The 24,660-nt window shown below is 71.4% G+C and carries 22 protein-coding genes; 14 read left to right on the top strand and 8 right to left on the bottom strand.

The annotated features are described in order from the left end of the window. The first annotated feature begins 14 nt into the window (after nt 1-14). Together ACZ6TB_RS46655 and ACZ6TB_RS46650 are read left to right on the top strand one after the other, a co-directional pair. On the top strand, nt 15-1,007 hold the full coding sequence (locus tag ACZ6TB_RS46655) for an ADP-ribosylglycohydrolase family protein (RefSeq protein ID WP_465567613.1): 993 nt from the start codon (nt 15-17) through the stop codon (nt 1,005-1,007). 45 nt (nt 1,008-1,052) lie between these two features. After that, entirely contained in the window at nt 1,053-1,475 is a 423-nt protein-coding gene (locus ACZ6TB_RS46650; protein ID WP_465567610.1) for a DUF3151 domain-containing protein, read from the top strand. 461 nt (nt 1,476-1,936) lie between these two features. On the opposite strand, the gene ACZ6TB_RS46645 is transcribed toward ACZ6TB_RS46650, so the two are convergent. From ACZ6TB_RS46645 to ACZ6TB_RS46630, 4 genes are all read right to left on the bottom strand, one after another. Beyond that, nucleotides 1,937-2,314, bottom strand: a complete 378-nt coding sequence (locus ACZ6TB_RS46645) for a helix-turn-helix domain-containing protein (protein ID WP_465567607.1) — start codon at nt 2,312-2,314, stop codon at nt 1,937-1,939. 136 nt (nt 2,315-2,450) lie between these two features. Next, nucleotides 2,451-4,412, bottom strand: a complete 1,962-nt coding sequence (locus tag ACZ6TB_RS46640; RefSeq protein ID WP_465567604.1) for a MinD/ParA family ATP-binding protein — start codon at nt 4,410-4,412, stop codon at nt 2,451-2,453. A 60-nt stretch (nt 4,413-4,472) separates the two neighbouring features. Continuing rightward, nucleotides 4,473-5,447: a diacylglycerol kinase family protein gene (locus tag ACZ6TB_RS46635; RefSeq protein ID WP_465567602.1), complete on the bottom strand. Its 975-nt coding sequence runs from the start codon at nt 5,445-5,447 to the stop codon at nt 4,473-4,475. Beyond that, nucleotides 5,447-6,739 (bottom strand): adenylosuccinate synthase, encoded by a 1,293-nt coding sequence (locus ACZ6TB_RS46630; protein ID WP_465567599.1) that lies wholly within the window; start codon nt 6,737-6,739, stop codon nt 5,447-5,449. Before ACZ6TB_RS46630 ends, ACZ6TB_RS46635 begins: the two co-directional genes overlap by 1 nt. A 117-nt stretch (nt 6,740-6,856) precedes the next feature. Between ACZ6TB_RS46630 and purD the strand changes: the two genes are divergently transcribed. Further along, on the top strand, nt 6,857-8,098 hold the full coding sequence (gene purD, locus ACZ6TB_RS46625; protein ID WP_465567597.1) for a phosphoribosylamine--glycine ligase: 1,242 nt from the start codon (nt 6,857-6,859) through the stop codon (nt 8,096-8,098). A gap of 60 nt (nt 8,099-8,158) precedes the next feature. Here the strand turns inward: purD and ACZ6TB_RS46620 are convergent, their stop codons facing one another. Next, nucleotides 8,159-8,611, bottom strand: a complete 453-nt coding sequence (locus ACZ6TB_RS46620) for an SCP2 sterol-binding domain-containing protein (protein ID WP_465567594.1) — start codon at nt 8,609-8,611, stop codon at nt 8,159-8,161. A 131-nt stretch (nt 8,612-8,742) separates the two neighbouring features. Between ACZ6TB_RS46620 and ACZ6TB_RS46615 the strand changes: the two genes are divergently transcribed. From ACZ6TB_RS46615 to purL, 6 genes are all read left to right on the top strand, one after another. Further along, complete coding sequence (locus tag ACZ6TB_RS46615) at nt 8,743-9,312, top strand: ArsR/SmtB family transcription factor (RefSeq protein ID WP_465567591.1); 570 nt, start codon at nt 8,743-8,745, stop codon at nt 9,310-9,312. Next, nucleotides 9,309-10,625, top strand: a complete 1,317-nt coding sequence (locus tag ACZ6TB_RS46610) for an MFS transporter (RefSeq protein WP_465567588.1) — start codon at nt 9,309-9,311, stop codon at nt 10,623-10,625. Before ACZ6TB_RS46615 ends, ACZ6TB_RS46610 begins: the two co-directional genes overlap by 4 nt. After that, nucleotides 10,622-12,043 carry an adenylosuccinate lyase gene (gene purB, locus ACZ6TB_RS46605; protein WP_465567586.1) on the top strand — a complete coding sequence of 474 codons (1,422 nt, stop codon included), beginning with the start codon at nt 10,622-10,624 and terminating at the stop codon, nt 12,041-12,043. Before ACZ6TB_RS46610 ends, purB begins: the two co-directional genes overlap by 4 nt. A 325-nt stretch (nt 12,044-12,368) precedes the next feature. Next, on the top strand, nt 12,369-12,623 hold the full coding sequence (gene purS, locus ACZ6TB_RS46600; RefSeq protein ID WP_465567682.1) for a phosphoribosylformylglycinamidine synthase subunit PurS: 255 nt from the start codon (nt 12,369-12,371) through the stop codon (nt 12,621-12,623). Beyond that, nucleotides 12,620-13,327, top strand: coding sequence for a phosphoribosylformylglycinamidine synthase subunit PurQ (purQ, locus tag ACZ6TB_RS46595; RefSeq protein ID WP_465567679.1), 708 nt, complete (start codon nt 12,620-12,622; stop codon nt 13,325-13,327). Before purS ends, purQ begins: the two co-directional genes overlap by 4 nt. Then, entirely contained in the window at nt 13,328-15,976 is a 2,649-nt protein-coding gene (purL, locus tag ACZ6TB_RS46590) for a phosphoribosylformylglycinamidine synthase subunit PurL (RefSeq protein WP_465567583.1), read from the top strand. 61 nt (nt 15,977-16,037) lie between these two features. Here purL and ACZ6TB_RS46585 read toward each other — a convergent pair whose 3' ends face one another. After that, nucleotides 16,038-17,870 carry a carboxypeptidase regulatory-like domain-containing protein gene (locus tag ACZ6TB_RS46585; protein ID WP_465567580.1) on the bottom strand — a complete coding sequence of 611 codons (1,833 nt, stop codon included), beginning with the start codon at nt 17,868-17,870 and terminating at the stop codon, nt 16,038-16,040. A 212-nt stretch (nt 17,871-18,082) separates the two neighbouring features. Between ACZ6TB_RS46585 and ACZ6TB_RS46580 the strand changes: the two genes are divergently transcribed. From ACZ6TB_RS46580 to amcA, 5 genes are all read left to right on the top strand, one after another. Then, nucleotides 18,083-18,457 (top strand): sterol carrier family protein, encoded by a 375-nt coding sequence (locus tag ACZ6TB_RS46580; RefSeq protein ID WP_465567577.1) that lies wholly within the window; start codon nt 18,083-18,085, stop codon nt 18,455-18,457. Between the two features lie 90 nt (nt 18,458-18,547). Continuing rightward, nucleotides 18,548-20,149 (top strand): amidophosphoribosyltransferase, encoded by a 1,602-nt coding sequence (purF, locus tag ACZ6TB_RS46575; protein WP_465567574.1) that lies wholly within the window; start codon nt 18,548-18,550, stop codon nt 20,147-20,149. Between the two features lie 28 nt (nt 20,150-20,177). Beyond that, a complete protein-coding gene (purM, locus tag ACZ6TB_RS46570) occupies nt 20,178-21,320 on the top strand; it encodes a phosphoribosylformylglycinamidine cyclo-ligase (protein WP_465567571.1) in 1,143 nt (380 codons plus the stop codon). Nucleotides 21,321-21,451: 131 nt separating this feature from the next. After that, complete coding sequence (gene amcB, locus ACZ6TB_RS46565; RefSeq protein ID WP_465567676.1) at nt 21,452-22,555, top strand: cyclophane-forming radical SAM peptide maturase AmcB; 1,104 nt, start codon at nt 21,452-21,454, stop codon at nt 22,553-22,555. Next, on the top strand, nt 22,524-22,766 hold the full coding sequence (gene amcA, locus ACZ6TB_RS46560) for a multiple cyclophane-containing RiPP AmcA (RefSeq protein WP_465567569.1): 243 nt from the start codon (nt 22,524-22,526) through the stop codon (nt 22,764-22,766). Before amcB ends, amcA begins: the two co-directional genes overlap by 32 nt. Before the next feature lie 360 nt (nt 22,767-23,126). On the opposite strand, the gene ACZ6TB_RS46555 is transcribed toward amcA, so the two are convergent. Next, a complete protein-coding gene (locus tag ACZ6TB_RS46555) occupies nt 23,127-23,342 on the bottom strand; it encodes a DUF3073 domain-containing protein (protein ID WP_465567567.1) in 216 nt (71 codons plus the stop codon). Between the two features lie 228 nt (nt 23,343-23,570). Further along, nucleotides 23,571-24,650: a Glu/Leu/Phe/Val family dehydrogenase gene (locus ACZ6TB_RS46550; protein WP_465567564.1), complete on the bottom strand. Its 1,080-nt coding sequence runs from the start codon at nt 24,648-24,650 to the stop codon at nt 23,571-23,573. Between the last annotated feature and the right edge of the window lie 10 nt (nt 24,651-24,660).

The raw sequence follows: 24,660 nt of genomic DNA, 5'->3' as shown, positions 1-24,660 counted from the left end.
GTAGGGTAGCGATCGTGCGAAACGCGGCGGGATCGCTCTACGGGCTGGCGTACGGGGACGCGCTCGGGAAACCGACCGAGTTCCAGGAGTACGCGACGATCGTGGCCACCTACGGACCGGGCGGGCCGCGCGATCTGACCGGGTCGCCGGCGCTGGTCACGGACGACACCCAGATGGCGCTCGCGGTCGGCGAGTCGCTCGTGGCGGCGGAGCGGGTCACGCCGGAGGTGCTCGAGCCGCTGCTGCGCCGGGCCTTCCTCGACTGGGCGAAGAGCCCGGACAACAACCGGGCGCCGGGGATGACGTGCCTGCGGGCGTGCGAGCTGCTCGAGGACGGGCGGCCCTGGCAGCGGGCGACCGTGGCCGGCTCGAAGGGCTGCGGTGCGAACATGCGGGTGACGCCGGTCGGGCTGATGCCGGGGCTGAGCGACGACGAACGGGCGGGCGCGGCGCAACTCCAGGCGGGCCTGACGCATGGACATCCGACCGGTCTGGCGGCGAGCGAGCTCACGGCGTACGCGTGCTGGTGGCTTCGTAATGATCTCCGGCCGGAAGAGTTGCTCGATGCCCTCCGGGATCGCTGCCGTGGGCAGCGGAAGGTCTACCGCGCCGACTGGCTGGGGGATCTCTGGCGGCAGGCGGACGAGCCGACGTCGCCCGAGGAGTTCATCGCGACCGGCTGGGACGAGTGCCTCGCCGCCATCGACCGGGTGGACGGCGCGCTCGCGGCGGGTGAATTCGCCGGAGATCCGTGCCTGGCGACCGGCGCCGGATGGATCGCCGAGGAGGCGCTGGCGACCGCGCTCTACTGCTACCTGATCTCGCCGAGCGACCCGGTGGCGGTGCTCGGACGCGGGGCGGCCTCGTCGGGCGACTCCGACTCGATCGCGTGTCTGGCGGGTGCTTTCGCCGGTGCGTCACTCGGCCTCGAAGCATGGCCTGCGGCCTGGCAGGAGCGGATTGAGTACGGAGATCGTCTGGCCCGCCTCGCGCAGGCGTGGGATTGATCCCCCGCCGGGAATTCATCCCGGTGCGGCCGGTTGAATGAAGTCATGCAGAATCTGCTTCCCGAGCCGCCGGCCACCTTGTTGCCGGTCGACGTCGAGGCCGAAAACGCGCTGGCCAAGGCCGCCGAGACGGGCACCGTGGCCGCGTACAAGTCGGTCGCGGCCGCCTACCCCGCCTTCAGTGGTGGCTGGGCCGCCCTGGCCGCCGACGCGCTTGCCGCCGACGAGCCCGTCACCGCCTACGCCTACGCCCGCACCGGCTACCACCGCGGGCTCGACGCCCTACGCCGCAACGGGTGGAAGGGCCACGGCCCGGTGCCCTGGACGCACGCGCCCAACCAGGGCTTCCTGCGCTGCCTGCACAGCCTGTCGCAGGCCGCCGCCGAGATCGGCGAGGCCGACGAGGCGGCCCGCTGCGCCCAGTTCCTCCGCGACAGCGACCCGGTCGCGGCCGACGCCCTGACCTGAGATTTCGGCCCGTGAAGGCCTCCCGTCGCTCCGGCGGCAGGAGGCCTTCATCTTTTGATGCGCACGACTCCGCCCACCATCGGCATTGATCGCACCTATCCCGATCGCCGACCGATTGTCCTTGCCGATGATCAGATCGCCCTTCCAATGCCCCGGCACTGCCCGGTCGTCGACCTCGGCGGGTCGTTCGCTGATCATCACCATCGGCGTCGCCATCCGCGGGCTGCGCGGCTGGGCCATCCGGGCGAGGGGGCGGCGCATCGCCCGGCCGGTGCGCAGCGCGGCCGCGATCTCGCGGCGCAGTTTGCCGCGGCCCTTGCAGGTAGAGGGCGTGGTAGATGGTTTCGGGTGTCACGGGAAGCTCCGACCGGTCGGGATGCTCGCGGCGTACGCGTGCCCCGATCTGTTCCGGCCTCCACCGCAGGTCCAAACCGGCTTGGACCAGTGCCCGCAGGACCGGGTCAGTGGTGAGCTTGCGAGGCTTCGGGCGCATGCGGCCGGTAGCCGTTGCTCGGATGCGCGTTGCGGCGCAACTCGCGGCTGATCGTGGACGGGTCCCGGCCGAGTTCGGCGGCGATCTGCCGGATCGTGGCCTGCTCCCGCCTGCGGTCGGCGATGTGGACCCGCTCGTCCTCATTCACATACCTGCGTCGAGGGGTGGTGGTGATCGGGTTCGGGCCGTGCCGCCGCCGTTTACCGGTCCGCGGGTTGATCCCGACCACCCGGGCCGCCTGCGAAAAGTTCATCCCCTGCTCCGCCAGGGCAAGATAAGCCGCCCGTTCCCGCGGCAACGGCCGGCCACGCTGCGGGATCGAACGGTCCCGGATCTCGAACTCCATCGTCAACACCCTTCGATCGGGTGTCGCAACGACCCATGGAATCCAAGGTTCTGGGGGGCGACTGAACCAGCCGCCACCGACAAGATCGGGGCGTTGTCCACAGGCGGGGCGTAAATGCGGACGGTGCCGGAGGGCTTTACAGCCCTTCGGCTACGGCGGCGGCGATTTTGAGCCAGGCGTCCTTCGTGTTGGCGGAGAGCTGGCCGTAGCGCAGCGGCTCGCCGGAGTCGATCAGCTTCTCGTACGGCGCCATCAGGACCGAGCGGGTGCGGGCCGCGAAATGCCGCTGGATTGCCGGCAGGTCGATGTCCTTGCGGGTGGGCGGCAGCGAGACGACGGTGACCGCCTGGCGGACCAGTCGCTGGCGGCCGCTCTGCTCCAGGTGGTCGAGCATGCGGGCGGCGGTCTCGGCCGAGTCGTTACGGGCCGACATGCTGATCACCAGCTGGTCGGTGGCGTCGATCGCGGCCTGCCAGTTCTGGGCCCGGACGTTGTTGCCGGTGTCGACGAAGATCAGCTTGTAGAACCGGCTGACGATCTCGCGGATCTCGGCGAACGCGGCCGCGGTCAGCATCTCGCCGGCCGTTGCCGACTCGTCCGACGCCAGCACGTCGAACATGCCCTCGCCCTGCGCTCGCACGTACTGCGACAGGTCGCCGACCCGGCCGTGCGAGCCGCGGAAGAGGTGCAGGTCGCGCATCATGTCGCGCACGGTGCGGGCGTGGAAGTCCTGCTGGGCCCGCATGCCGAGGGTGCCCTGGGTCTCGTTGTTGTCCCAGGCCAGCACGTAGCCGCCGCGCTTCTGGCCGAACGTCATGGCCAGCAGCAGGACCGCGACGGTCTTGCCCGCGCCGCCCTTGGGGTTGACCACGGTCACCTGGCGCAGCCCGCCGAAGTTGCGGCGGACCATCTCGACGTCCTGCTTGAACTCCTGCTCGCGCTTGCCCGGGGAGAGCCGGACCAGGCCCATCGCGGTCTTGTTGAGCATCGCGCGGGCGCCCATGGTCGCGGTGGGCTCGGCCGGCCTGGCCAGGCGGCGGCGGGCGAACTCCTCGGCCGTGGGCGTGCCGTCGGAGACCCACGGGAGATCTTCGAACGGGTCGGCCGAGGGCTGGCCGGCCGGCGGCGGCGACGTCGACGGCGGTGGCGGCTGGGCCGGAGCGTGGGCCTGCGGCGGGAAGGCGCGTGGGTCCATGGTCGGCGGGTAGGGGCCGGGAGGAGGCGGGGTCGCGTGCTGGGGCTGGTGTTGCGGCTGCGGCGGGGTCGCCTGCGGGGGCGCGGGGTGCGGCGGCACCTGATGCTGCGGGGGCGCCGGGTGCTGCGGGGGCGCCGGGTGGTGCGGGGGCGCCGGGTGCTGCGGAGGCGGGACCTGGGTCTGGGGCGGCGCGCTCTGCGGCGACGGCCCCGGGCGGTAGATCGCGCCGTTCGAGGGCTCGGCGGCCGGGGACTGCGGGGCGGGGCCGGGCGGCGGCTGCTGCTGCACCGGGGCCTGCTCGGGGCGGACCGCGCCGGGGACCGAGGCGCTGGCGCGGGCCGGCGGCGGAGTGGGCTCGGCGGGGCGCTGCGGCGGCTGCGACCAGGGCGAGTCGGGGCTGGTGTGCACGCCCGAGCCCGAGGTGGGCGCGGGGGAGGCCGGGGACTCGGGTGCGGGAGCGGCGCCGTTCGCCGGCGGTTCGAGATTGGGCCACGCCTGCGACGGGGCTGCCGACTGCGGGTGAACCGGCGGGGTCACGGGCGGCGGGGTCGCGGGCGGCGGGGTCACGGGCGGGCGGGTCGCGGGCGGCGGGGTCGCCATCGGCGGGCGCGGCACCGGGATCTGCGTCGCGGGCGGGATATGCGTGGTGGGGGGCGGCACCGGCACGCCCGGCGGGGGCGGCACGGGCACCGGACGATCCGGGCGGTAGACCGGCTGCGGGCCGGACGCACCCGGCGGAACCGGAACAGGGCCGGGCACCGGGACCGGCGGCGGCGCCTTGTGCGGCACCGGGCGCCCATGCACAGGCGCCTCGTCGTCGTCCCAAAACGGTTCCACGTCCCGGTCGGGGGGCGTGGGATTCGTCCCCGGGACGTAGACGCGGTCGGCGTGCTCGTCCTCCACGGAAGCGTCCTCCCCGAAAAATTGTCGTACTTCAGTACTACTTCAGAGTCTCACGGTCCGTCAGCTCGCGTACACCGCCCAGGCACCGGGCTCGGTCCACCAGGAGCGCTTCCGGGTCATCGAGCCGCCGACACCGTCGTCGAGAAAGTGCAGCTCACCGTCGCGGGGCAGCACCGAGACCGCGCGGCCACGAGCCCGGCGCACCTCGACCTGCACCTTGGTGCCCCGGAACCGCTGCTTGACGATCTTAGGGACCGCGACCGCCACCTCGACCCGGCCGTCCGTCGGATCACCGTCTGCCAACAGGCGGAACCCGTCGAACTCCGCGTACCCGGCGCCGTTGCCGATCGCGCAGGCCAGGATCGGATCTTCGCCGTCGGAGAGCACCGCGTCGTCCACCTCGACCCGGCCCCGCCAGGGGACCGCGCGGCCGTCGTCGTCCGCGCCGCCGACCAGGGCGCCGTCCACGGTCACCGAGCCGCCGTCGTTGCGCAGCAGGTCGAGGCGGCGGACCTGGCCGGCGAGCAGGACCTCGGCGACCCCGGCCGGGGTACGCGGCAGGCCGAGCTGGGCGGCGAGATCAGTCGTGTTCGTCACATCGAGCGGCAGCAGCGCCACGGGCGGCAGATCCGGGACGGTCCGGTCGGTGGGCAGGTCGGCCGGCCGTTTGCTCGGCGCCGGCGCGTACCGCCGAACCAGCCGGCGCAAGACGGCGCGCAACTGGCCGTCGACCGCCGTCGCCACCACCAGCCGGGCCTTGCTCTCCGGATCGGGCCAGGTCAGGCCGTCGGGCCGGGGATCGCCGTCGAAGCGCTCGAGGACCGCGTCGATCTCCTCGTCGCTCTCGGCCGTGACCGTCCCGACCCGGGCGCCGGCCTTGGTGAGCGCCTCGGCCAGCTGAAGAACGGGCACGCGCGGCGCGGCGCAGGCCTCAAGATCCGTCGAAGCGGAACCGCACGCCGAACCACAAGCGCCGCCGCACGCGTCGGCGGACCCTTGACCCTCGGCCAGGCTGAGGATGACGACGTCGTACATCAGGCCCCGCCCAGCACCGAGTGCCGCTCGATGACGGCCTCGCGGCCCGGGCCCACGCCGACGATCGACACGCGGGCGCCGAGGCGCTGCTCGACGAACTCGACGAAGCGCTGGGCGTCCTTCGGGAGGTCCTCGAACGTACGGCAGCCGGAGATGTCCTGTTTCCAGCCGGGCAGCGTCTCGTAGATCGGGATCGCGTGGTGGAAGTCGGTCTGGTTGATCGGCATCTCGTCGTGGCGCACGCCGTTCACGTCGTAGGCCACGCAGACCGGGATCTCGTCCAGATCGTCGTAGTTGTCCAACTTGGTCAGTGCGAAGTCGGTGACCCCGTTGATCCGTTGCGCGTACCGGCCGATGACCAGGTCGAGCCAGCCGATGCGGCGCGGGCGCCCGGTGGTGGTGCCGTACTCGTGGCCGACCTCGCGCAGGTAGTCGCCGAACTTGTCGTGCAGCTCGGTCGGGAACGGGCCCTCGCCGACCCGGCTGGTGAACGCCTTGAGCACGGCCACCACCCGGTCGATCCGGGTGGGCGGGATGCCGGAGCCGGTGCAGGCGCCGCCGGACGTCGCGTTCGAGCTGGTCACGAACGGGTAGGTGCCGTGGTCCACATCGAGCAGGGTGGCCTGGCCGGCCTCGCACAGAACGACCTTGCCGGCGTCGATGGCATTCGACAGCTCCAGCGCGGTGTCGCCGACATAGGGGCGGAGGCGATCGACGTACGAGAGAAGCTCCCGAACAACCTCTTCCGGCTTGACCGCCTGCCGGTTGTAGATCTTCGACAGCACCTGGTTCTTGAAGGAGAGCGCCGCCTCGACCTTCTGGCGCAGGATCGACTCGTCGAAGAGGTCCTGGATGCGGACGCCCATCCGGTTCATCTTGTCGGCGTAGGTCGGGCCGATGCCGCGACCGGTCGTCCCGATCCGGCGCGCGCCCAGGTAGCGCTCGCTGACCTTGTCGAGCGTGCGGTTGTACGAGGCGATGACGTGCGCGTTCGCGCTGACCCGGAGCCGGGACGTGTCGATGCCGCGGGCCTCGAGACCGTCGATCTCCTGGAACAGGACGGCGAGGTCGACCACCACCCCGTTGCCGATCACCGGGACCACGCCCGGGGTCAGGATCCCGCTCGGGAGCAGGTGCAGCGCGTACTTTTCGCCGTTGATCACCACGGTGTGGCCGGCGTTGTTGCCCCCGTTGAACTTGACCACGTAGTCCAGCCGGTCGCCCAGCAGGTCAGTGGCCTTGCCCTTGCCCTCGTCGCCCCATTGGGCGCCGACCAACACGATCACCGGCACTTCTTCGACGCCTTCCGTCGCTCCCGTGTACGCGGGAAAGCCCGGGTACCTGCGAAGTTTACGCGACCGACCAGCGGTGCGACGTGCGGAAGGACGCCGCCGGTAGGATCGGCGGTCGTGCGCGTACTTCTGATCGGGTCCGGCGGGCGGGAACACGCCCTCGCCGTGGGCCTCGCCGCCGACCCGTCCGTCGACTTCCTCGCCGCCGCTCCGGGCAATCCCGGCATCGCCCAGGTCGCGAACCTCTATCCGGTGACCGCCACCGACCCGGCCGCGGTCGCCGCGCTGGCCGTCGAGCTCGCGGCCGACCTGGTCGTCGTCGGGCCGGAGGCGCCGCTGGTGGCGGGGGTGGCCGATGCCGTACGCGCCAAGGGCATCGCCTGCTTCGGACCGAGCGCCGCGGCCGCCCAGCTCGAGGGGTCGAAGGCGTTCGCGAAGGACGTGATGGCGGCGGCCGGCGTCCCGACCGGGCTGTCCTACGCCTGCACCTCGGCCGAGCAGGTCGATCGTGCGCTGGCCGACCTCGGCGCGCCTTATGTGGTCAAGAACGACGGTCTCGCCGCTGGTAAAGGTGTCGTGGTTACCGACTCTCTTCCCGACGCCGAGCAGCACGCCGCTGACTGCGGAAAAGTCGTGATTGAACAGTATTTGTCGGGTCCGGAGGTGTCGCTCTTCGTGGTCACCGACGGCACGGCGGCGGTGCCGCTGATGCCGGCCCAGGACTTCAAGCGACTGGCCGACGGCGACGCCGGTCCGAACACGGGCGGCATGGGTGCGTACGCGCCGCTCGACTGGACGCCGGACGACCTGGTGCCCCAGGTCATGCGCGAGGTCGTGGAGCCGACGCTGGCCGAGATGCGCGCGCGGGGGATCCCGTTCGCCGGGTTGCTCTACGTCGGACTCGCGCTCACCCCCGACGGCCCCAAGGTCATCGAGTTCAACGCCCGCTTCGGCGACCCCGAGACCCAGGTGGTGCTGGCGCTCCTGGAGACGCCGCTGGGTGGCCTGCTGGAGGCGGCCGCGACCGGCAAGCTGGCCGCGCACCCGCCGCTGCGCTGGTACGAGGGCGCGGCCGTCACGGTCGTGGTCGCGAGCCAGAACTACCCCGCCACCCCGCGCACCGGCGACGTCATCACCGGCGCCGAGGTCCCCGGCGTGATCCACGCCGGCACGGCCCGCCGCGACGACGGCGCCCTGATCTCGGCCGGCGGCCGCGTGCTGAGCGTGACCGCCCAGGGCCCCGACCTGGCCGCGGCCCGCGAGGCCGCATATGCCCTGGTCGACGGCGTCCGCCTGGACGGCGCCCAGTACCGGACGGACATCGCCCTGGGCGCGGTCGAGGGCCGCATCCGCCTCTGAGACGACGCGTCTGAGACGACGAAAGGCCGGCCCGAGCGGGCCGGCCTTTGTCGAGAAGAATCAGGCCTTGGGGATGTCGAAGAGCTTGGCCACGTTGGCGGCGAGGCCGAGGTCGCCCTTGGCCTTGATCTTGCCGGTCATGAACATCATCATCGGGTTGCCGTCGCCCGAGACGACCTTCAGGAACGTCACCGGGTCCATGGTCATGGCGAGCTTGGGCTCGCGGGCCGGCTGGTTGGTGACGGTGCAGGCGCCGTTCTCGATCACGGTCTCGTAGGTGTCGCTCGCGCCGGCGGCGCCGCCGGTGATGATCCAGTGGATGACGGCCGAGGTATTGCCGGCCTTCTCGGCGCGGAACAGCGTCGGCATGCGGTTGAAGACCTCGTCGAGGATCTTCGTGCGCGCGTCGCCGGCCATGACCTCGGCGATCTGCGAATCCGGCGTCGTCTTGACGAGCTGAGCGAACTCCTTCGGGCCGATCGAGGCGAGCGACTCGGCGTTGAAATCAGTCATCGGTGGACCTTTCGGTATCTACGCTGTACCTACTCGTCAGTAACCCTAGCGACAATGCCGCTTCTCCGTGCAGTGTGCCACTCCCAAATAAGTGTTGGACAGTCGGCACGCGGGGCCCTAAACTCCCAAACATGTCTTTGGGAGATGCGGGAAGCGCGGGCGGTCCGCCGGCCGGTGGCGAGAAGGCCGCGCTACGTGCCATGGCCCATCCGATCCGCCTGCGGATGATGTCGCTGCTCACGGCCGCGCCGATGACGGCGGCCGAGGTCGCGCGGGAGCTCGGCCTCACCCACGCCAACGCCAGCTATCACCTGCGCAACCTGCTCTCCGGCGGCCTGATCCGGGTGGAGGGCGAGGAGAAGATTCGCGGGGGCGTTGCCAAGCGTTATCGCTACGACGTGGCCCACGACCGCGAGCAGGAGCAGCAGCGGGGGCCGAAGTCGGACGAGCAGCTCCGGCTCGAGTTCTCGGCCTTCGCCCACGAGCTGATCAGGCGTACGCGCGCGGCGCACTTCCCGCCCGGGCCCAAGCTGCTGGCCGACGCCGACCTCTGGGTCGAGCCGGAGAAGTGGGCCGAGATCCGCGAGCGGGTCGGCGACGCCCTGCGCGAGCTGCACGCGGCGGCCCGGCCGCCGCGCACCCCCGGCACCATCCGCACGAGCACGACGGCCGCGATGTTCCAGATGGGAGAAGAGGAATGAGAGTCCCCGCGCCGCTGCGGCACCGGCCCTTCCGCGTCCTGCTCGCCGGGCGCACGATCAACGCGTTCGGCAACGCGTTCGCCCCGATCGCGCTGGCCTTCGCCGTCCTCGACATCAGCGGCTCGGCCACCGACCTCGGCTTCGTGGTCGGCGCGCGCACCGTGGTCAACGTCGCGTTCCTGCTCTTCGGCGGCGTCCTCGCCGACCGCCTGCCGAAGAACCTGCTGATGGTCGGCTCGAGCCTGGCCGCGGCGGCGACCCAGGGCGTGGTGGCGGCGCTGGTGCTGACCCACTCGGCGACGATCCCGCTGCTCATCGGGCTGGCCGCGATCAACGGCATGGTCGGGGCGCTGGCGCTGCCGGCGAGCGCCTCGATCCTGCCGCAGACGGTGCCGGAGGGGATCCGCCAGCAGGCGAACGCGATCAGCCGGGTTTTCCTCAACGGCGCGGCCATCTTCGGGGCGCCGGCGGCCGGCATCGTGATCGCGGCGGTCGGCCCGGGCTGGGGCATCGCGGTCGACGCGGTGAGCTTCGCGGTCTCGGCGGTCCTGTTCGCGGCGCTCGGCAACCCGACGGCGGCGGTGGCGAAGGGGGCGGAGAAGGAGCCGTCGATCCTGGCCGGGGACGAGGCTGCTCTCGGCGTACCGGAAGAGGCCGGGGTGAAGAGACCCAACATCTTCGCCGATCTGCGGACCGGGTGGTCCGAGTTCCGTACCCGCACCTGGCTCTGGATCGTCGTGGCCGGGTTCAGCGTGTTCAACATGGCCTGGGGCGGCGGGCTCTTCGTGCTCGGGCCGGTCGTCGCCGACGACACCATCGGGCGCCGAGCCTGGGGCTTCGTGCTGGCCGCGCAGACCGCCGGCATGATCATCGGTGGGCTGATCGCGATGCGGCTGCGGGTGCGGCGACTGCTCTTCCTCGGCGTGGCCTGCTGCCTGCCGCTCGCCATCCCGGTCTTCCTGCTCGGCACCTATCCGCAGCTGTGGGCGCTGATCGCCGGCGCCCTGCTCGGCGGGCTGACGCTCGAGCAGTTCGGCGTGGCCTGGGAGACGTCGATGCAGGAACATGTGCCGGCCGACAAACTGGCGCGCGTCTACTCGTACGACATGGTCGGCTCCTTCGTCGCGATCCCCATCGGTGAGATGACCGTCGGCCCGATCTCGCAGGTCGCCGGCCGCCAGGCCACCCTGATCGGCGCGGGCCTGCTCATGGTCGCCGCCGTCGCCTTCATGCTGAGCAGCCGTGACGTACGCACCTTGGCGCACAAGCTGCCCGAGCCGGCCGGGGAGCCCGTGAAAGAATCGATCGCGTGACGATCCCGAACGTGCTGGCCGCCCGATACGCCTCCGCCGACCTCACGGCCCTCTGGTCCCCGGAGGAGAAGATCCGGATGGAGCGCCGGCTCTGGCTCGCCGTGCTGCGCGCCCAGCGTGATCTCGGGGTGTCGGTGCCCGAGGGCGCGGTCGAGGCCTACGAGGCGGTGCTCGACCGGGTCGACCTGGCGTCGATCGCCGCGCGCGAGCGGGTCACCCGGCACGACGTGAAGGCGCGGATCGAGGAGTTCAGCGCGCTCGCCGGCTTCGAGCAGATCCACAAGGGCATGACCTCGCGCGATCTCACCGAGAACGTCGAGCAGCTGCAGATCCGGGCTTCCCTCGAGCTCGTACGCGAGCGCGTCGTGAGCACCCTGGCCCGGCTCACCGAGCGCGCCGTCGAATACTCCGACCTGGTCATCACCGGCCGCTCGCACAACGTGGCGGCGCAGGCGACCACCCTCGGCAAGCGTTTCGCCTCGGCCGCGGAAGAGCTGCTCATCGCGTACGAGCGACTGGACGACCTGATCGGGCGCTATCCCCTGCGTGGCATCAAGGGTCCGGTCGGCACCGCGGCCGACCAGCTCGACCTGCTCGACGGGGACTTCGAGGCGCTCGCCACGCTCGAGCAGCGGGTCGCCGGGCACCTCGGCTTCAACCGGGTGCTCACGAGCGTCGGCCAGGTCTACCCGCGGTCGCTCGACTTCGACGTGGTCTCGGCCCTGGCCCAGGTCATCGCCGGCCCGTCCTCGCTGGCCACCACGATCCGCCTGATGGTCGGCCAGGAACTGGTCACCGAGGGCTTCAAGCCGGGCCAGGTCGGCTCGTCGGCGATGCCGCACAAGATGAACACGCGCTCGTCCGAGCGGGTCAACGGCCTCGCCGTGATCGTCCGGGGCTACCTGTCGATGGTCGGCGAGCTGGCCGGCGACCAGTGGAACGAGGGCGACGTCTCCTGCTCGGTGGTCCGCCGGGTCGCCCTGCCGGACGCGTTCTTCGCCACCGACGGGCTGTTCCAGACGTTCCTGACCGTGCTCGACGAGTTCGGGGCGTACCCCGCGGTGATCGCCCGCGAGCTCGACCGGTTCCTGCCGTTCCTGGCCACCACCAAGATCCTGGTAGCGGCCGTGCGCAAGGGCGTCGGCCGGGAGGTCGCGCACGAGGTGATCAAGGAGCACGCCGTCGCGGTGGCGCTGGCCATGCGCGAGAAGGGCGCGGTCGTGAACGATCTCTTCGACCGGTTCGCCGGCGACGAGCGGCTCCGGCTGACCCGGAGCGAGATCGACATCCTGGTCGCGGACCGGGCCGCCTTCGTGGGGGCCGCCCCCTCGCAGGTGCGCGCGATCGCCGACCGGGTGGCGACGATCGTGGCGGGGCATCCGGCGGCCGCGCACTACGCCCCGGCGCCCATCCTCTGAGACACGCCGTCGAGGCGCGGCGGAGCTCGACCCTCGCGCCGCACCTCGGCGGAATCCGCTCGATTGCCCCGACCGGCGGCGGTGGGGGCGCCGCCGCCGGTTCTTCCGGAGATCGATGACCCGACCGTATGCGGGCCGGACCTCGCCGCCAACAACCCAGCTCGGCCATATCACCGTGTGATGGCCCGCCTGCAAGATCACAAGAGTGGGCCGACATCCCCTGCTCAGGGGCGCTTGCGTCGCGCGGCCGACACCGGCCGATGGCTTTCTCGCGAGCATCGCAAGGTAGGCTCGCGATGCTCACACCTATCAGTCAGGAGTGCCCGTGGCTCGCGTCGTGGTCGACGTCATGCTCAAGCCGGAGATCCTCGACCCGCAGGGCCAGGCGGTTGCGAACGCGCTGCCCCGGCTCGGCGTCAACGACGTCTCCTCCGTCCGCATCGGTCGCCGGATCGAGATCGAGTTCGCCGGCGAGGCCGATGTCGAGCGCGCCCGCGAGATCGCGGACAAGCTGCTCGCCAACCCCGTGATCGAGGACTTCACCATCCACCTGGATGGCGCGACGGCGGAGGTCGCCTGACCATGCGCATCGGTGTGGTCACCTTCCCGGGCTCGCTCGACGACGGGGACGCGGCCCGCGCCGCGCACATCGCCGGCGGCGAGGCGGTCCGCCTCTGGCACGGCGATCCCGACCTGCACGGCGTCGACGCCGTGGTGCTGCCCGGCGGCTTCTCGTACGGCGACGCCCTGCGCTGCGGCGCCATCGCCCGGTTCGCCCCGGTGATGGAGACGATCATCGACGCGGCCCGTGGCGGCCTGCCGGTGCTGGGCATCTGCAACGGCTTCCAGATTCTCTGCGAGGCGCACCTTCTTCCCGGCGCGCTCACCCGCAACCAGCACCTGCACTTCCGCAACCGCGACCAGTTCCTGCGCGTCGAGTCCACCGACACCGCCTGGACCAACGGCTACACGCCGGGCCAGGAGATCCTCATCCCGGTGAAGAACGGCGAGGGCTGCTACGTCGCGGACGACCGGACGCTCGACGCGCTCGAGGCCGAGGGCCGCATCGTCGCGCGCTACATCCGCGGAAACCCGAACGGTTCGCAGCGCGACATCGCCGCGATCACCAATGAGGCCGGCAACGTCGTCGGCATCATGCCGCACCCGGAACACGCGGTGGAGGCGCTGACCGGCCCGTCGCTGGACGGCCTCGGCTTCTTCACCTCCGTCCTGCGTGCCCTGGCCGGGGCGTCCGCGGGCGGACAGCACGCAGGGGGACAGTAAATGACGACGCAGCCGGAGACGGCGGGCGCCAAACCGACCGGGTTCGCCGCGACCGATGTGCTGGTCAACGAGTTCGGCGGCGAGCCGGACACGGTGCACCGCGCACTCGACACGCCGGACGAGCTTCAGCCCCACACCGAGCTCGGCCTCAAGGACGACGAGTACGAGCGGATCCGGCAGATCCTCGGACGGCGGCCGACCGCCTCCGAGCTCGCCATGTACTCGATCATGTGGAGCGAGCACTGCTCGTACAAGTCGAGCAAGGTGCACCTGCGCCAGTTCGGCGACAAGGCCCCGCAGAACACCCGGATGCTGGCGGGCATCGGGGAGAACGCGGGCGTCGTGCAGATCTCGGACGACCTCGCGGTCACGTTCAAGGTCGAGTCGCACAACCACCCGAGCTTCGTCGAGCCGTACCAGGGCGCCGCGACCGGCGTCGGCGGCATCGTGCGCGACATCCTCGCCATGGGCGCCCGCCCGATCGCCGTGATGGACCCGCTGCGCTTCGGCGCGGCCGACCACCCCGACACCGCCCGGGTGCTGCCCGGCGTGGTGGCCGGAATCGGCGGCTACGGCAACTGCCTGGGCCTGCCCAACATCGGCGGCGAGATCGTCTTCGACCCGACGTACCAGGGCAACCCGCTGGTCAACGCCCTGAGCATCGGCGTGCTTCCGGTGCAGCGCCTCCAGCACAAGGAGGCGGCCGGCGTCGGCAACGTCGTGGTGCTGCTCGGCGCGCGTACCGGCCGGGACGGCATCGGCGGCGTTTCCGTGCTCGCGTCGGCAACCTTCGACGAGGGGGCCGAGCAGCGCCGCCCGTCGGTGCAGGTCGGCGACCCGTTCATGGAGAAGCTGCTCATCGAGAGCTGCCTCGAGCTGTACGACGCCGGCCTCGTCGCCGGCATCCAGGACCTCGGCGGCGCGGGCCTGACCTGCGCGCTCACCGAGACGGCGGCCGCGGCCGGCACCGGCATGCGGGTCTGGCTGGAGCGGGTGCCGCTGCGCGAGGCCTCGATGTCGCCCACCGAGATCCTGGCCAGCGAGTCGCAGGAGCGCATGCTTCTGATCGTCACGCCGGAGAACCTCGCGCAGGTGCTGGCCGTCGCCGAGAAGTGGGGCGTCTGGGCCACCGCGATCGGCGAGGTCACCCCGGCCGAGGCGGACGGCTCCCCGGGCCGGCTGGTGATCAGCTGGAAGGACTTCGTGGTCGTCGACGTGCCGCCCGGCTCGCTCGCCGACGACGGTCCGGTCTACGCCCGGCCGATCCGCGAGCCGGCCGACCTGATCCTGCTCCAGGCGGACAAGGCCGAGACCCTGCCGCGGCCCTCGACCGGCGACGAGCTGCGCGAGACGGTGCTGCGGATGGCCGCCTCGCCGAACCTGTGCGACAAGACCTGGGTCACCGAGCAGTACGACCGGTACGTGCTCGGCAACACCGTGCTGGCCCAGCCGGAAGACTCGGGTGTGCTGCGCATCGACGAGCGCACCGGACTCGGGGTGGCGCTGTCGGTCGACGGCAACGGGCGGTTCGCGCGCCTCGACCCGTACGAGGGCGCCAAGCTGGCCCTGGCCGAGGCGTTCCGCAACGTCGCGGTCACCGGCGCCGAGCCGGTGGCGGTCACCGACTGCCTCAACTTCGGCTCGCCCGAGGACCCGGCCGTGATGTGGCAGTTCGCCGAGGCCGTCCGCGGTCTCGCCGACGGCTGCCAGCAGCTGGGCACCCCGGTGACCGGCGGCAACGTCAGCTTCTACAACCAGACCGGCGCCGCTGCGATCCACCCGACCCCGGTGGTCGGCGTGCTCGGCGTCTTCGACGACGTGGCCCGCCGCATCCCGATGGGCTTCCCGCAGGTGACCGGCGAGGGCGACCAGCTCTTCCTGCTCGGCGAGACGTCCTGCGAGCTGTCCGGCTCGGAGTGGGCGTGGGTCACCCACGGACACCTCGGCGGCCGGCCGCCCAAGGTCGACCTGGTGCGCGAGCAGCGGCTCGGCGCGCTGATGTCGCGGGCCTCGCAGGCCGGTCACGTCAGCGCCGCGCACGACCTCTCCGACGGCGGTCTCGCCCAGGCGCTGGTCGAGAGCTGCCTGCGGTACGAGGTGGGCGCGCGGGTCGCGTTCCCCGACGACGAGAACTCGCCGTTCGTCCACCTGTTCAGCGAGTCGGCCGGGCGTGCCCTGATCGCGGTGCCGCGTGGGCACGACAAGGCGTTCGTGGCGCTGGCCGCCGACTACGGCGTGCCGTGCACCCCGATCGGCGTCACCACGCGGGAGCCCGAGCTCGAGGTTCGTGAGCAGTTCACGATCCCGCTGCCCGAGCTGCGCGAGGCCTGGTCGGCGACGCTGCCCCGGCTGTTCGGCGGCGTCGCGGAGCTGGCCGGCCGGCACGGCGACCCGGAGCACGCGGCCGACCCGGCCGCTCCGCCCGGCGACCGGGGCGACGAGATGCTGGCGGCGGCCGCGGCCGGCGCGGCGATGGAGTCGGCAGCGCCGATCGAGGCCGATGGCGTTCCGGCGGCGTCGGTCGAGGCCGACGGCATCCCGGCGGCGTCGGTCGAGGCCGACGCCATCCCGGCGGCGTCGGTCGAGCTCGAGATCGCCGAGCCCAGCGAGCCCGTTCCCGGTGGACCGATCGAGCCCGCCGAGGACTGATCCACAACCGACAGAAAAGCCCGGCCGGCGATCACGCCGGCCGGGCTTTTACTTGCCCGTTCTAGTTGTCCCACTCCGCCGGGCGGCGCTGACCCGGGTGCGAGGGCTGACGGTTGCCGCGCTGGTCGTAGCCGCTCTCGTCGTAGCCGTCGTTGCGGGCGCCGTACTGGCCGGCCGGGGCGCCTTGACCGGCTTGACCGCCTTGACCGGCTTGACCGGCGCCGTACTGGCCGCCGCCGTACTGCTGGCCGCCCTGGTCGCCGTAGCCGGCCTGGTCGTAGCCGCCCTGGTCGTACCCGCCGCCGCCGTACTGCCCGCCGCCGTACTGCTGGCCGCCCTGGTCGCCGTAGCCGGCCTGGTCGTAGCCGCCCTGGTCGTACCCGCCGCCGCCGGCCTGGTAGCCGCCGCCGTACTGCTGGCCGCCGTAGCCGCCGCGCTGGTCGTACCCGCCGTCGTCGTAACCGTCGCTCTGGCCGGCCTCGGGGCGGTACATGCCCGTGGGCTCGTCGTAGCGCTGCTGCCCGGCCGGGGCGCCTTGACCGGCGCCGTACTGGCCGCCGCCGTACTGCTGGCCGCCGTAGGTGCCGGCACCCGGTGCGGGCGCGGCCGCGGCGCCGTACGTGCTCGTGCCTCCGCCGTATGGGGCCTGCTCGCCGTACTGTGCCTGCTCGCCGTACTGGCCGCCGCCGTACTGCTGGGCGCCGTTGCCGCCGGCCTGGTTGTCCCAGCCGCCGCCGCCGTACTGGCCGCCCTGGTGCGGGACCGGGGCGCCGTACGGGTCGGGGAACTCGTCCTCGACCGGGCGCTGCAGCATGGTCGGTGCGTCCGCCATCGGGGAGCCCGAGCGCGGCGCCACCATGGTCGCGTCCCGGCCGGCGCCCATCGGCGAAGCCACCCGGGTCGCGTCGTTGAACCGGCCCTGGCTCGGCGGGACCATGCCCGACGGCCCGCCGCCCATGACGGTCGGGTCGACCTCGGGACCGCCGCCGCCCTCGGGGTTGTTCTTGCGCCGCATCAGCACCAGCACGATCGCGCCGACGCCGGCCGCCACGAGCAGGCCGCCGAGCACGATGAACAGCAGCGAGCCGGAGCCGCCGCCCTGGTCCGAGGACGTCTTCTGAGCATTCGGGTCGGCCGCCGCCGCCGAGTCGTCCTGGGTCGGCTCCTCGGTGGCCTCGTCGGTCGCCTCGGCGCTGGCCGAGGCCGACGCGGAAGCGGACGGGGAGGCCGACGCGGTCGACTCCAGCAGCTTGAGGGTGAGGTTGGCGATCGCGCTCTTACCGGCCGAGGCCTGGATCGTCACGGTGGCCGTCTCGTAGCCGTCCTTGAGCGCGCCCACCGTGATGTTGCCCGGCGTGATCGGCTGCGAGTCGGACGAGTTGAACGAGTAGCCGCCCGAGCCGTTGGTCTTCGCCTGGTACGGGTGGCCGCCGCTGTCCTTCATGGCGACGTCGGCGCCGGAGATGGCCTTGCCGTTCTGGTCCTTGACCTTGCCGGAGATCGACGTGACCGTCTGCGGCTTGTCCGGACCCTGCACGTTGACGTTCACCGTGTCGGAGGCCGGCTGCTCGCCCTGGATGGAGACGGTGACCTTGATCGGGATCGACTTGGACTGGCCGGCGTCGACGTTGGGCGCCGTGAAGGTCGCCTGGTACGTCTTGCCCTGGCCGTCGACCTGGTCGACCTGGCCGCAGTTACCGGAGCACTTGGACATGCCGCTGGTCACCTGGATGGTGGCGCGGACCGCCTGCCCGTCCTGGTTGGTGTTGCGCACCTGGTACTGCATCTGCACGGTGTTCCCCGACAGCACATCGGTCGGGACGCTCGTGATCTGCACGTCCGGGGGAGACGCCAGCGCCACCGCGGGCGCGACGGCGATTCCGCCGACGACCACCGCCAGTAACGCACCGGCTTGGGCCGCTCGGGCTCGTAGGTGCGTTGTCACGTACACCGCCTTCCGGGTCGCACGGTCTCTCCGGGCTCCTCTAGAGTGCCGGTTACATCCCGCGACTAAAAACACCGTCGGCCACTATGCCTTGTCACGGGTCCGTTCCGCGACCCAGGGGCGCGTACCAATCTCGGCAGAGCGGGTCGTATCGTCCCGGCGTGTCCCCTGCGCACAATAAATCCGAGTCCGTCAAACACGCGCTGGACGCGCTGGATCGGGGCGAAGAACCCGAGCGTGCGGTCCTGCGTGACGCTGTGCGAGCACTGTTGACCGAGTTGGCGCGACGCGCACCTGGCCGTTCGGTGGAGGTGCGAATTCCGCCTTTCGGTGCGATTCAGTGTGTCGCAGGTCCCAGGCACACACGTGGCACACCGCCCAATGTGGTCGAAACGGATCCGATCACCTGGGTCCTCGTCGCCACGGAGCGTGTGACCTGGGCAGATGCGCTGAGTGACGGACGTCTCCGGGCCAGCGGCATCCGTACCGACCTCAGCGAGTATCTGCCGCTGTACGGGCCCGAAAGCGGTGAGTAAGCGCCGCGCGAGCCCGAGCCGACCCCCTCCGCCTCGCGTACACTGGGCCGTCGGAGCGTCCAGCAAAACGACCAGATCAGGGAGCGACAGGTGCCCCGAGGCGACGGCCGGTTGACCGACGATCTCGACCCCCAGGAGCGCGGCCCCCAGGATGCCTGCGGCGTCTTCGGTGTCTGGGCCCCGGAGGAAGAGGTCGCGAAACTCACGTATTTCGGGCTCTTCGCTCTTCAGCACCGCGGCCAGGAAGCCGCCGGCATCGCCGTGAGCGACGGCTCGGGCGTGGTGGTCTACAAGGACCTCGGCCTGGTCTCCCAGGTCTTCGACGAGCCGACCCTGGCCAGCCTGCGCGGCCACCTCGCGATCGGGCACACGCGCTACTCCACGACCGGCGGGTCGAACTGGGAGAACGCGCAGCCCACGATCCGCGCCACCACGGCCGGCACGACGATCGCCCTGGCCCACAACGGCAACTTGGTCAACACGGCCGAGCTGGCCCGCGAGGTCGCCGAGCGCGGTCTCGAGGCCCCCGGATCATCGGACATCGCCGCGACCTCCGACACCGCCTTGGTGACGACGCTGCTGGCCAGCCGCCCCGACCTGTCCGTCGAGGCCGCGGCGCTCGAGGTGCTTCCGCGTCTGCGGGGCGCGTTCAGCTTCGTGTTCATGGACGAGAACACGCTCTATGCGGCGCGCGACGCCCAGGGTGTACGGCCGCTGGTGCTCGGCCGGATGGAGCGGGGCTGGGTCATCGCCAGCGAGACCGCGGCGCTGGACATCGTCGGCGCCAGCTTCGTGCGCGAGGTCGAGCCGGGCGAGATGCTCGCGGTCGACGAGCACGGGCTGCGGTCGACCCGGTTCGCCGCGCCCGAGCCCAAGGGCTGCCTTTTCGAGTACGTCTACCTGGCCCGCCCCGACACGACGATCGCCGGCCGCAACATGTACTCGGCCCGCGTCGAGATCGGCCGCCGGCTCGCCAAGGAGCACCCGGTCGAGGCCGACCTGGTCATCCCGGTGCCCGAGTCCGGCACCCCGGCCGCCATCGGGTACGCGGAGGCGTCCGGCATCCCGTACAGCGCGGGCCTGACCAAGAACGCGTACGTCGGCCGCACCTTCATCCAGCCCTCGCAGACGATCCGTCAGCTGGGCATCCGGCTCAAGCTCAACCCCCTGCGCGAGGTCGTGCGGGGCAAGCGCCTGGTCGTGGTCGACGACTCGATCGTCCGCGGCAACACGCAGCGCGCCCTCGTGCGCATGCTGCGCGAGGCCGGCGCGCTCGAGGTGCACGTGCGCATCTCGTCGCCGCCGGTGCAGTGGCCGTGTTTCTACGGCATCGACTTCGCGACCCGCGCCGAGCTGATCGCGAACGGTTTGGAGATCGACGGGATCCGGCGCTCGATCGGCGCCGACAGCCTGGGTTATGTTTCCCTCGACGGCCTGGTCCAGGCGACCGAGCAGCCCAAGTCACGGCTCTGCATGGCCTGCTTCGACGGGCAGTACCCGATCGAGTTGCCCGCCGGCAACCTGATCGGCAAGCACCTGCTGGAGGGGGTCGGCAAACGCGCCTCGATGCCGGCCGCCAGCGACGAGGCCGCCACGGCGGCGGTCGCCGAGCTCGAGACGGAGTACGACGACCGGGGCGAGACCCGGCTGGTCGCCAGTCCCGGCGGCGGCAACGCCCTGCAGCACCCGTGATCTTCGAGAGACTTCTAAGGGGAATACCGTGACCCACGTGTCCGAGCGCAACAGTGCCAACGGCGCCGAGGGCGACCGCAGGCCTTGGACGGCCGGGTCGGGCCGCGCCGCGCGGAAGCGCTCGGTCACCTACGCGGAGGCGGGGGTCTCGATCGAGGCCGGTGACCGCGCCGTGGAGCTGCTCAAGTCGAAGGTCAAGAAGACCACCCGGCCCGAGGTCATGGGCGACCTGGGCGGCTTCTCCGGCCTGTTCCGGCTGAACACGCAGAAGTACAAGAGCCCGATCCTGGCCTCGTCGACCGACGGCGTCGGCACCAAGCTGGTGATCGCGCAGCAGCTCGACATCCACGACACGATCGGCATCGATCTGGTCGCGATGGTCGTCGACGACCTGGTGGCCTGCGGCGCCGAGCCGCTCTTCCTGCTCGACTACATCGCCTGCGGCGAGGTCGTGCCGGACAAGGTGGCCGAGATCGGCGCCGGTATCGCGGACGGCTGCCGCTACGCGGGCTGCGCGCTGCTGGGCGGCGAGACCGCGGAGCACCCCGGCGTCCTGCGCCCCGACGAGTACGACGTGTCGGCGACCGGCGTCGGCGTGGTCGAGGAGAGCGAGATCCTCGGGCGCGACCGGGTCGAGGTGGGCGACGCGGTAATCGCGATGCGCTCGTCCGGCCTGCACTCGAACGGCTACTCCCTGGTCCGGCACGTGCTGCTCGGCGCCGGCCGGATGCGGCTCGACTCGGTGGTCGACGACTTCGGCACCCAGCGCACGCTCGGCGAGGAGCTGCTGACCCCCACCAAGATTTACGCCAAGGACTGCCTCGGCCTGATCGAGGAGACCGAGGTCCGCGCGTTCTCGCACGTGACCGGCGGCGGCATCCCCGGCAACCTGGTGCGCATCCTGCCCGACCACGTGGACGCGGTGGTCGACCGCTCCACCTGGCGGCCGCAGCCGATCTTTGATCTGATCCAGGCCAAGGGCCGGATCGAGGACAACGAGATGGAAGCCACGTTCAACATGGGCGTGGGCATGTTCGCGATCGTCTCCTCCGACGACGCCGACCGGGCGATGGCCTACCTGACCGGCCGCGGCGTCGAGGCGTGGCAGGTCGGTGAGGTCATCGACGGCACCGGCGAGGTGCAGATGATGGGCCAGTACACCCGCGGCTGAAGAATTCGGTGGAAGAATCCGCGTGTGTCGATCTATGGCACATGCGGATCTTTCATGTACGGGGTGGCTCGCGCGGCCTACCTTGAGGCGTACGCCGGACGGGGGTGCACATGAGCGAACAGTGGAGCGGCATGCGCGGGATCGCGGCCGTCCCGACCTACGTCGTGATGCAGCCCACCACTCTCTGCAACCTCGACTGCTCTTACTGTTACCTTCCGTTCCGCGCCGCCGACAAGCGCATGCCGGTCGAGGTGGCCGCCGCCGTGGCTTCGTCGGTGGAGGTCTTCGCCCGGGCCGGCCGGTTCTCGGTGGTCTGGCACGGCGGCGAGCCGCTGGCTACCGGGCGTGACCACCTGGCCGCGCTGCTCGCCCCGTTCGGCGCCGGCGTCGAGCACCACGTGCAGACCAACGCGACCCTGATCGACGACGCCTGGTGCGAGTTCTTCGCCGAGCACGACATGCGGGTCAGCGTGAGCGTGGACGGCCCGGCGGACCGGAACGGGGACCGAGTAACCCGGGGCGGCAAACCGGCGTACGACCGCATCATGCGCGGCATCGACGCGCTGCGCCGCCACGACATCCCCTTCTCGGCGCTCTGCGTGGTGGGCGATCCCCGCCCCGGAGTCGCCGCCTCGCTGTACGCCTACTTCCTCGAGCTGGGCTGCGAGGTGCTCGGCATCAACGTCGAGGAGCTCGAAGGCGTCAACAAGCGGGCCAACCGCCACGACCCGGCCGACGTGACCGCCTTCTGGGCCGAGCTGGTCGGCGCCTGGCGTCGTGACCCGCGGATCCACCTGCGCGAGATCGAGTGGTCGCTGCGCTACGTGGCCGCGGTGCTCGACGGCTCCGCCGACGACCTGCTGCCGCGCCGGCTCGACCCGATACCCACCGTGGCATACGACGGCTCGGTGGTGCTGCTCTCGCCCGAGCTGGCCGGCTTCCACGACCCCCGGTACGGCGACTTCACCAGCGGCAACGTGCTGACCACCCCGCTCGGTTCGATTCTCGCGGCGGCCGCGGAGACTCCGTGGGTCGCCGAGTTCCTGCGCGGGGTGGAGGCGTGCCGGGCGACGTGCCCGTACTTCGGTTTCTGCGGCGGCGCCCATGCGGCCAACCGCTACTTCGAGCGTGGCCGGTTCGACACGACCGAGACCGACCACTGCCGCAACAGCAAGATTCGCCTACTGGAGGGAGTGCTGGACCATGCCCGAGATCACCAACCCACGGCAGTCTGAGGCTGTGCAGCCAGAAATCGTGGGAGTCGATCCGGTGACGGCACGGGTGCGCGACACCCGCGCCGGGCTGGCCGCGCTCATCGCGGAGGCCGAGGCCGCCCGCGAACGGCGTGCGGAGAGCACGTCGGAGGATGGTTCGGCGGTGTGCGCCTGGAACCACTTCGAGAACATCCCGACGTTCTACAACTGGAACAACCGGCCCAGAGCTTAATGGCGTCGCCTGCGGCGCCGCGGGCGATCGCCTCAACAGCGAGGCGATCGCGGGCCGTTGCGTGAGTTGAAGTCCCCGGAAAATCGGCGGGTCGGAGACGGCAAGCGAATCGGCTCAGCGGCAAGAGCGACCGGACTCAGCAACGACCGCGGCCGGCGCAGCGGTGAGCGCGAGCGGGCTCGGCGGAGCGCATCCGAATGAAGAAGGCGTCCGTCTACCGGGCGAGGCGGCTCAGCGGTCAGGCTCGAAGCCCACGCGGGATTGCGCCCGCGTGGGCTTCAATGTCGTTGCTGAACCGTGGGAAGTGTGACCGCGACACACGGAAGCACGCGGTCAGCCGCGTGCTCTGTGCAATACGGGTCAGCGCCTTGTTGGCGACCAGGAGTCCTGGTCGTCGTCCGCGTCGTCCTCGTCGTCGTCGACGAACTCATCGTTGTCGTCGTTGAAATGACGGTCGGACTTACCACTGGCACCCGCCAGTTCGCGCTGCAAGGCGGTGAGGTCGGTGTTCGGGGAGTGGTACTTCAGCTCCCGGGCCACCTTCGTCTGCTTGGCCTTAGCACGGCCGCGCCCCATGGCTCGACCCCCTCGCACAGAATTCGGGGCAGCCCGAAGGCGGGCCCCGATGACGTCAGGCATCTCTCGTGGGTCTTACGGTACATGGACGATGCCGCCTTCGGCACCTCGGGTTGCGTGTGACACTGCCGCGCGTCGCGGGTTTTACATCCCGGAACGCACGGCAGGTCGCAAACCGGCCACGGCCGCGGCAAAACGAGCGGCGAAACGAGGAGCGAGGGGGCTCGCTCAGCCCAGGTAGATGGAGCGCAGCCGGCCGACCTCGGCCATCCGCTGCTCGGCCAGCCGGTCGGCCGCCACGGCCGGCGCGACGCTTTCCTCGTCGGCCAGCGCCAGGATCTTCCGGGTGGTCTCGAAGATCCCGGTGGCGCGCAGCTTGGCCCGCTCGAAGTTGAAGCCCTCGATCTCGTCGGCCACCTGGATCACGCCGCCGGCGTTCACCAGATAGTCGGGCGTGTAGAGGATGCCGCGCTCGGCGAGCGTCTTCTCGATTCCGGGGTGGGCGAGCTGGTTGTTGGCGCCGCCGGTGACGACCTTGGCCCGCAGCACCGGCACGACGTCGTCGTCCAGGGCGCCGCCGAGGGCGCAGGGCGCGTACACGTCGATGTCGGAGGTGATCAGCGCGTGCGTGTCGGCCACCAGCTCGATCTGCGGGTGGGTGGTGCGGGCCCAGGCCCGGGCCGCCTCGTTCACGTCGGTGGCGACCACCGTGGCGCCGTCCTCGAGGAGGTGGCCGGCCAGGTACTTGCCGACCTTCCCGAGCCCGGCGATGCCGACCGTGCGGCCGGCCAGCGTGGGCGCGCCCCAGGTGTGCTCGGCCGCGGCCCGCATGCCCTGGAAGACGCCCCAGGCGGTGAGGATGGAGGAGTCGCCGGCGCCGCCGTGCTCGAGGCTGCGGCCGGTCACGTAGCGGGTCTCACGGGCGATGACGTCCATGTCCGGCACGTAGGTGCCGACGTCGCACGCGGTGTAGTAGCGGCCGTGCAGGGACTCGACGAAGCGGCCGTACGCGCGAAGCAGCCCCTCGGACTTGGCGCGCGCCGGGTCGCCCCAGATGACCGCCTTGCCGCCACCGAGGTCGAGGCCGGCCAGCGCGTTCTTGTAGGCCATGCCGCGGGACAGCTTGAGCACGTCGGCGAGCGCGTCCGCCTCGCTCTCGTACGGATAGAAGCGGGTGCCGCCGAGCGCGGGCCCGAGGGCCGTGGAATAGATGCCGATGATCGCCCTGAGGCCGGTCTGCCGGTCCTGGCAGAAAACGACCTGTTCGTGCCCGCTGGCGTCGGTGCCGTCGGTGTCGAACACGCCCATCGCTGCTCTC

The sequence above is a fragment of the Actinoplanes sp. NPDC051537 genome (assembly GCF_055586105.1).
The sequence above is the reverse complement of the archived record's forward strand: the minus strand, read 5'-3'. Positions and strand labels throughout refer to the sequence as shown.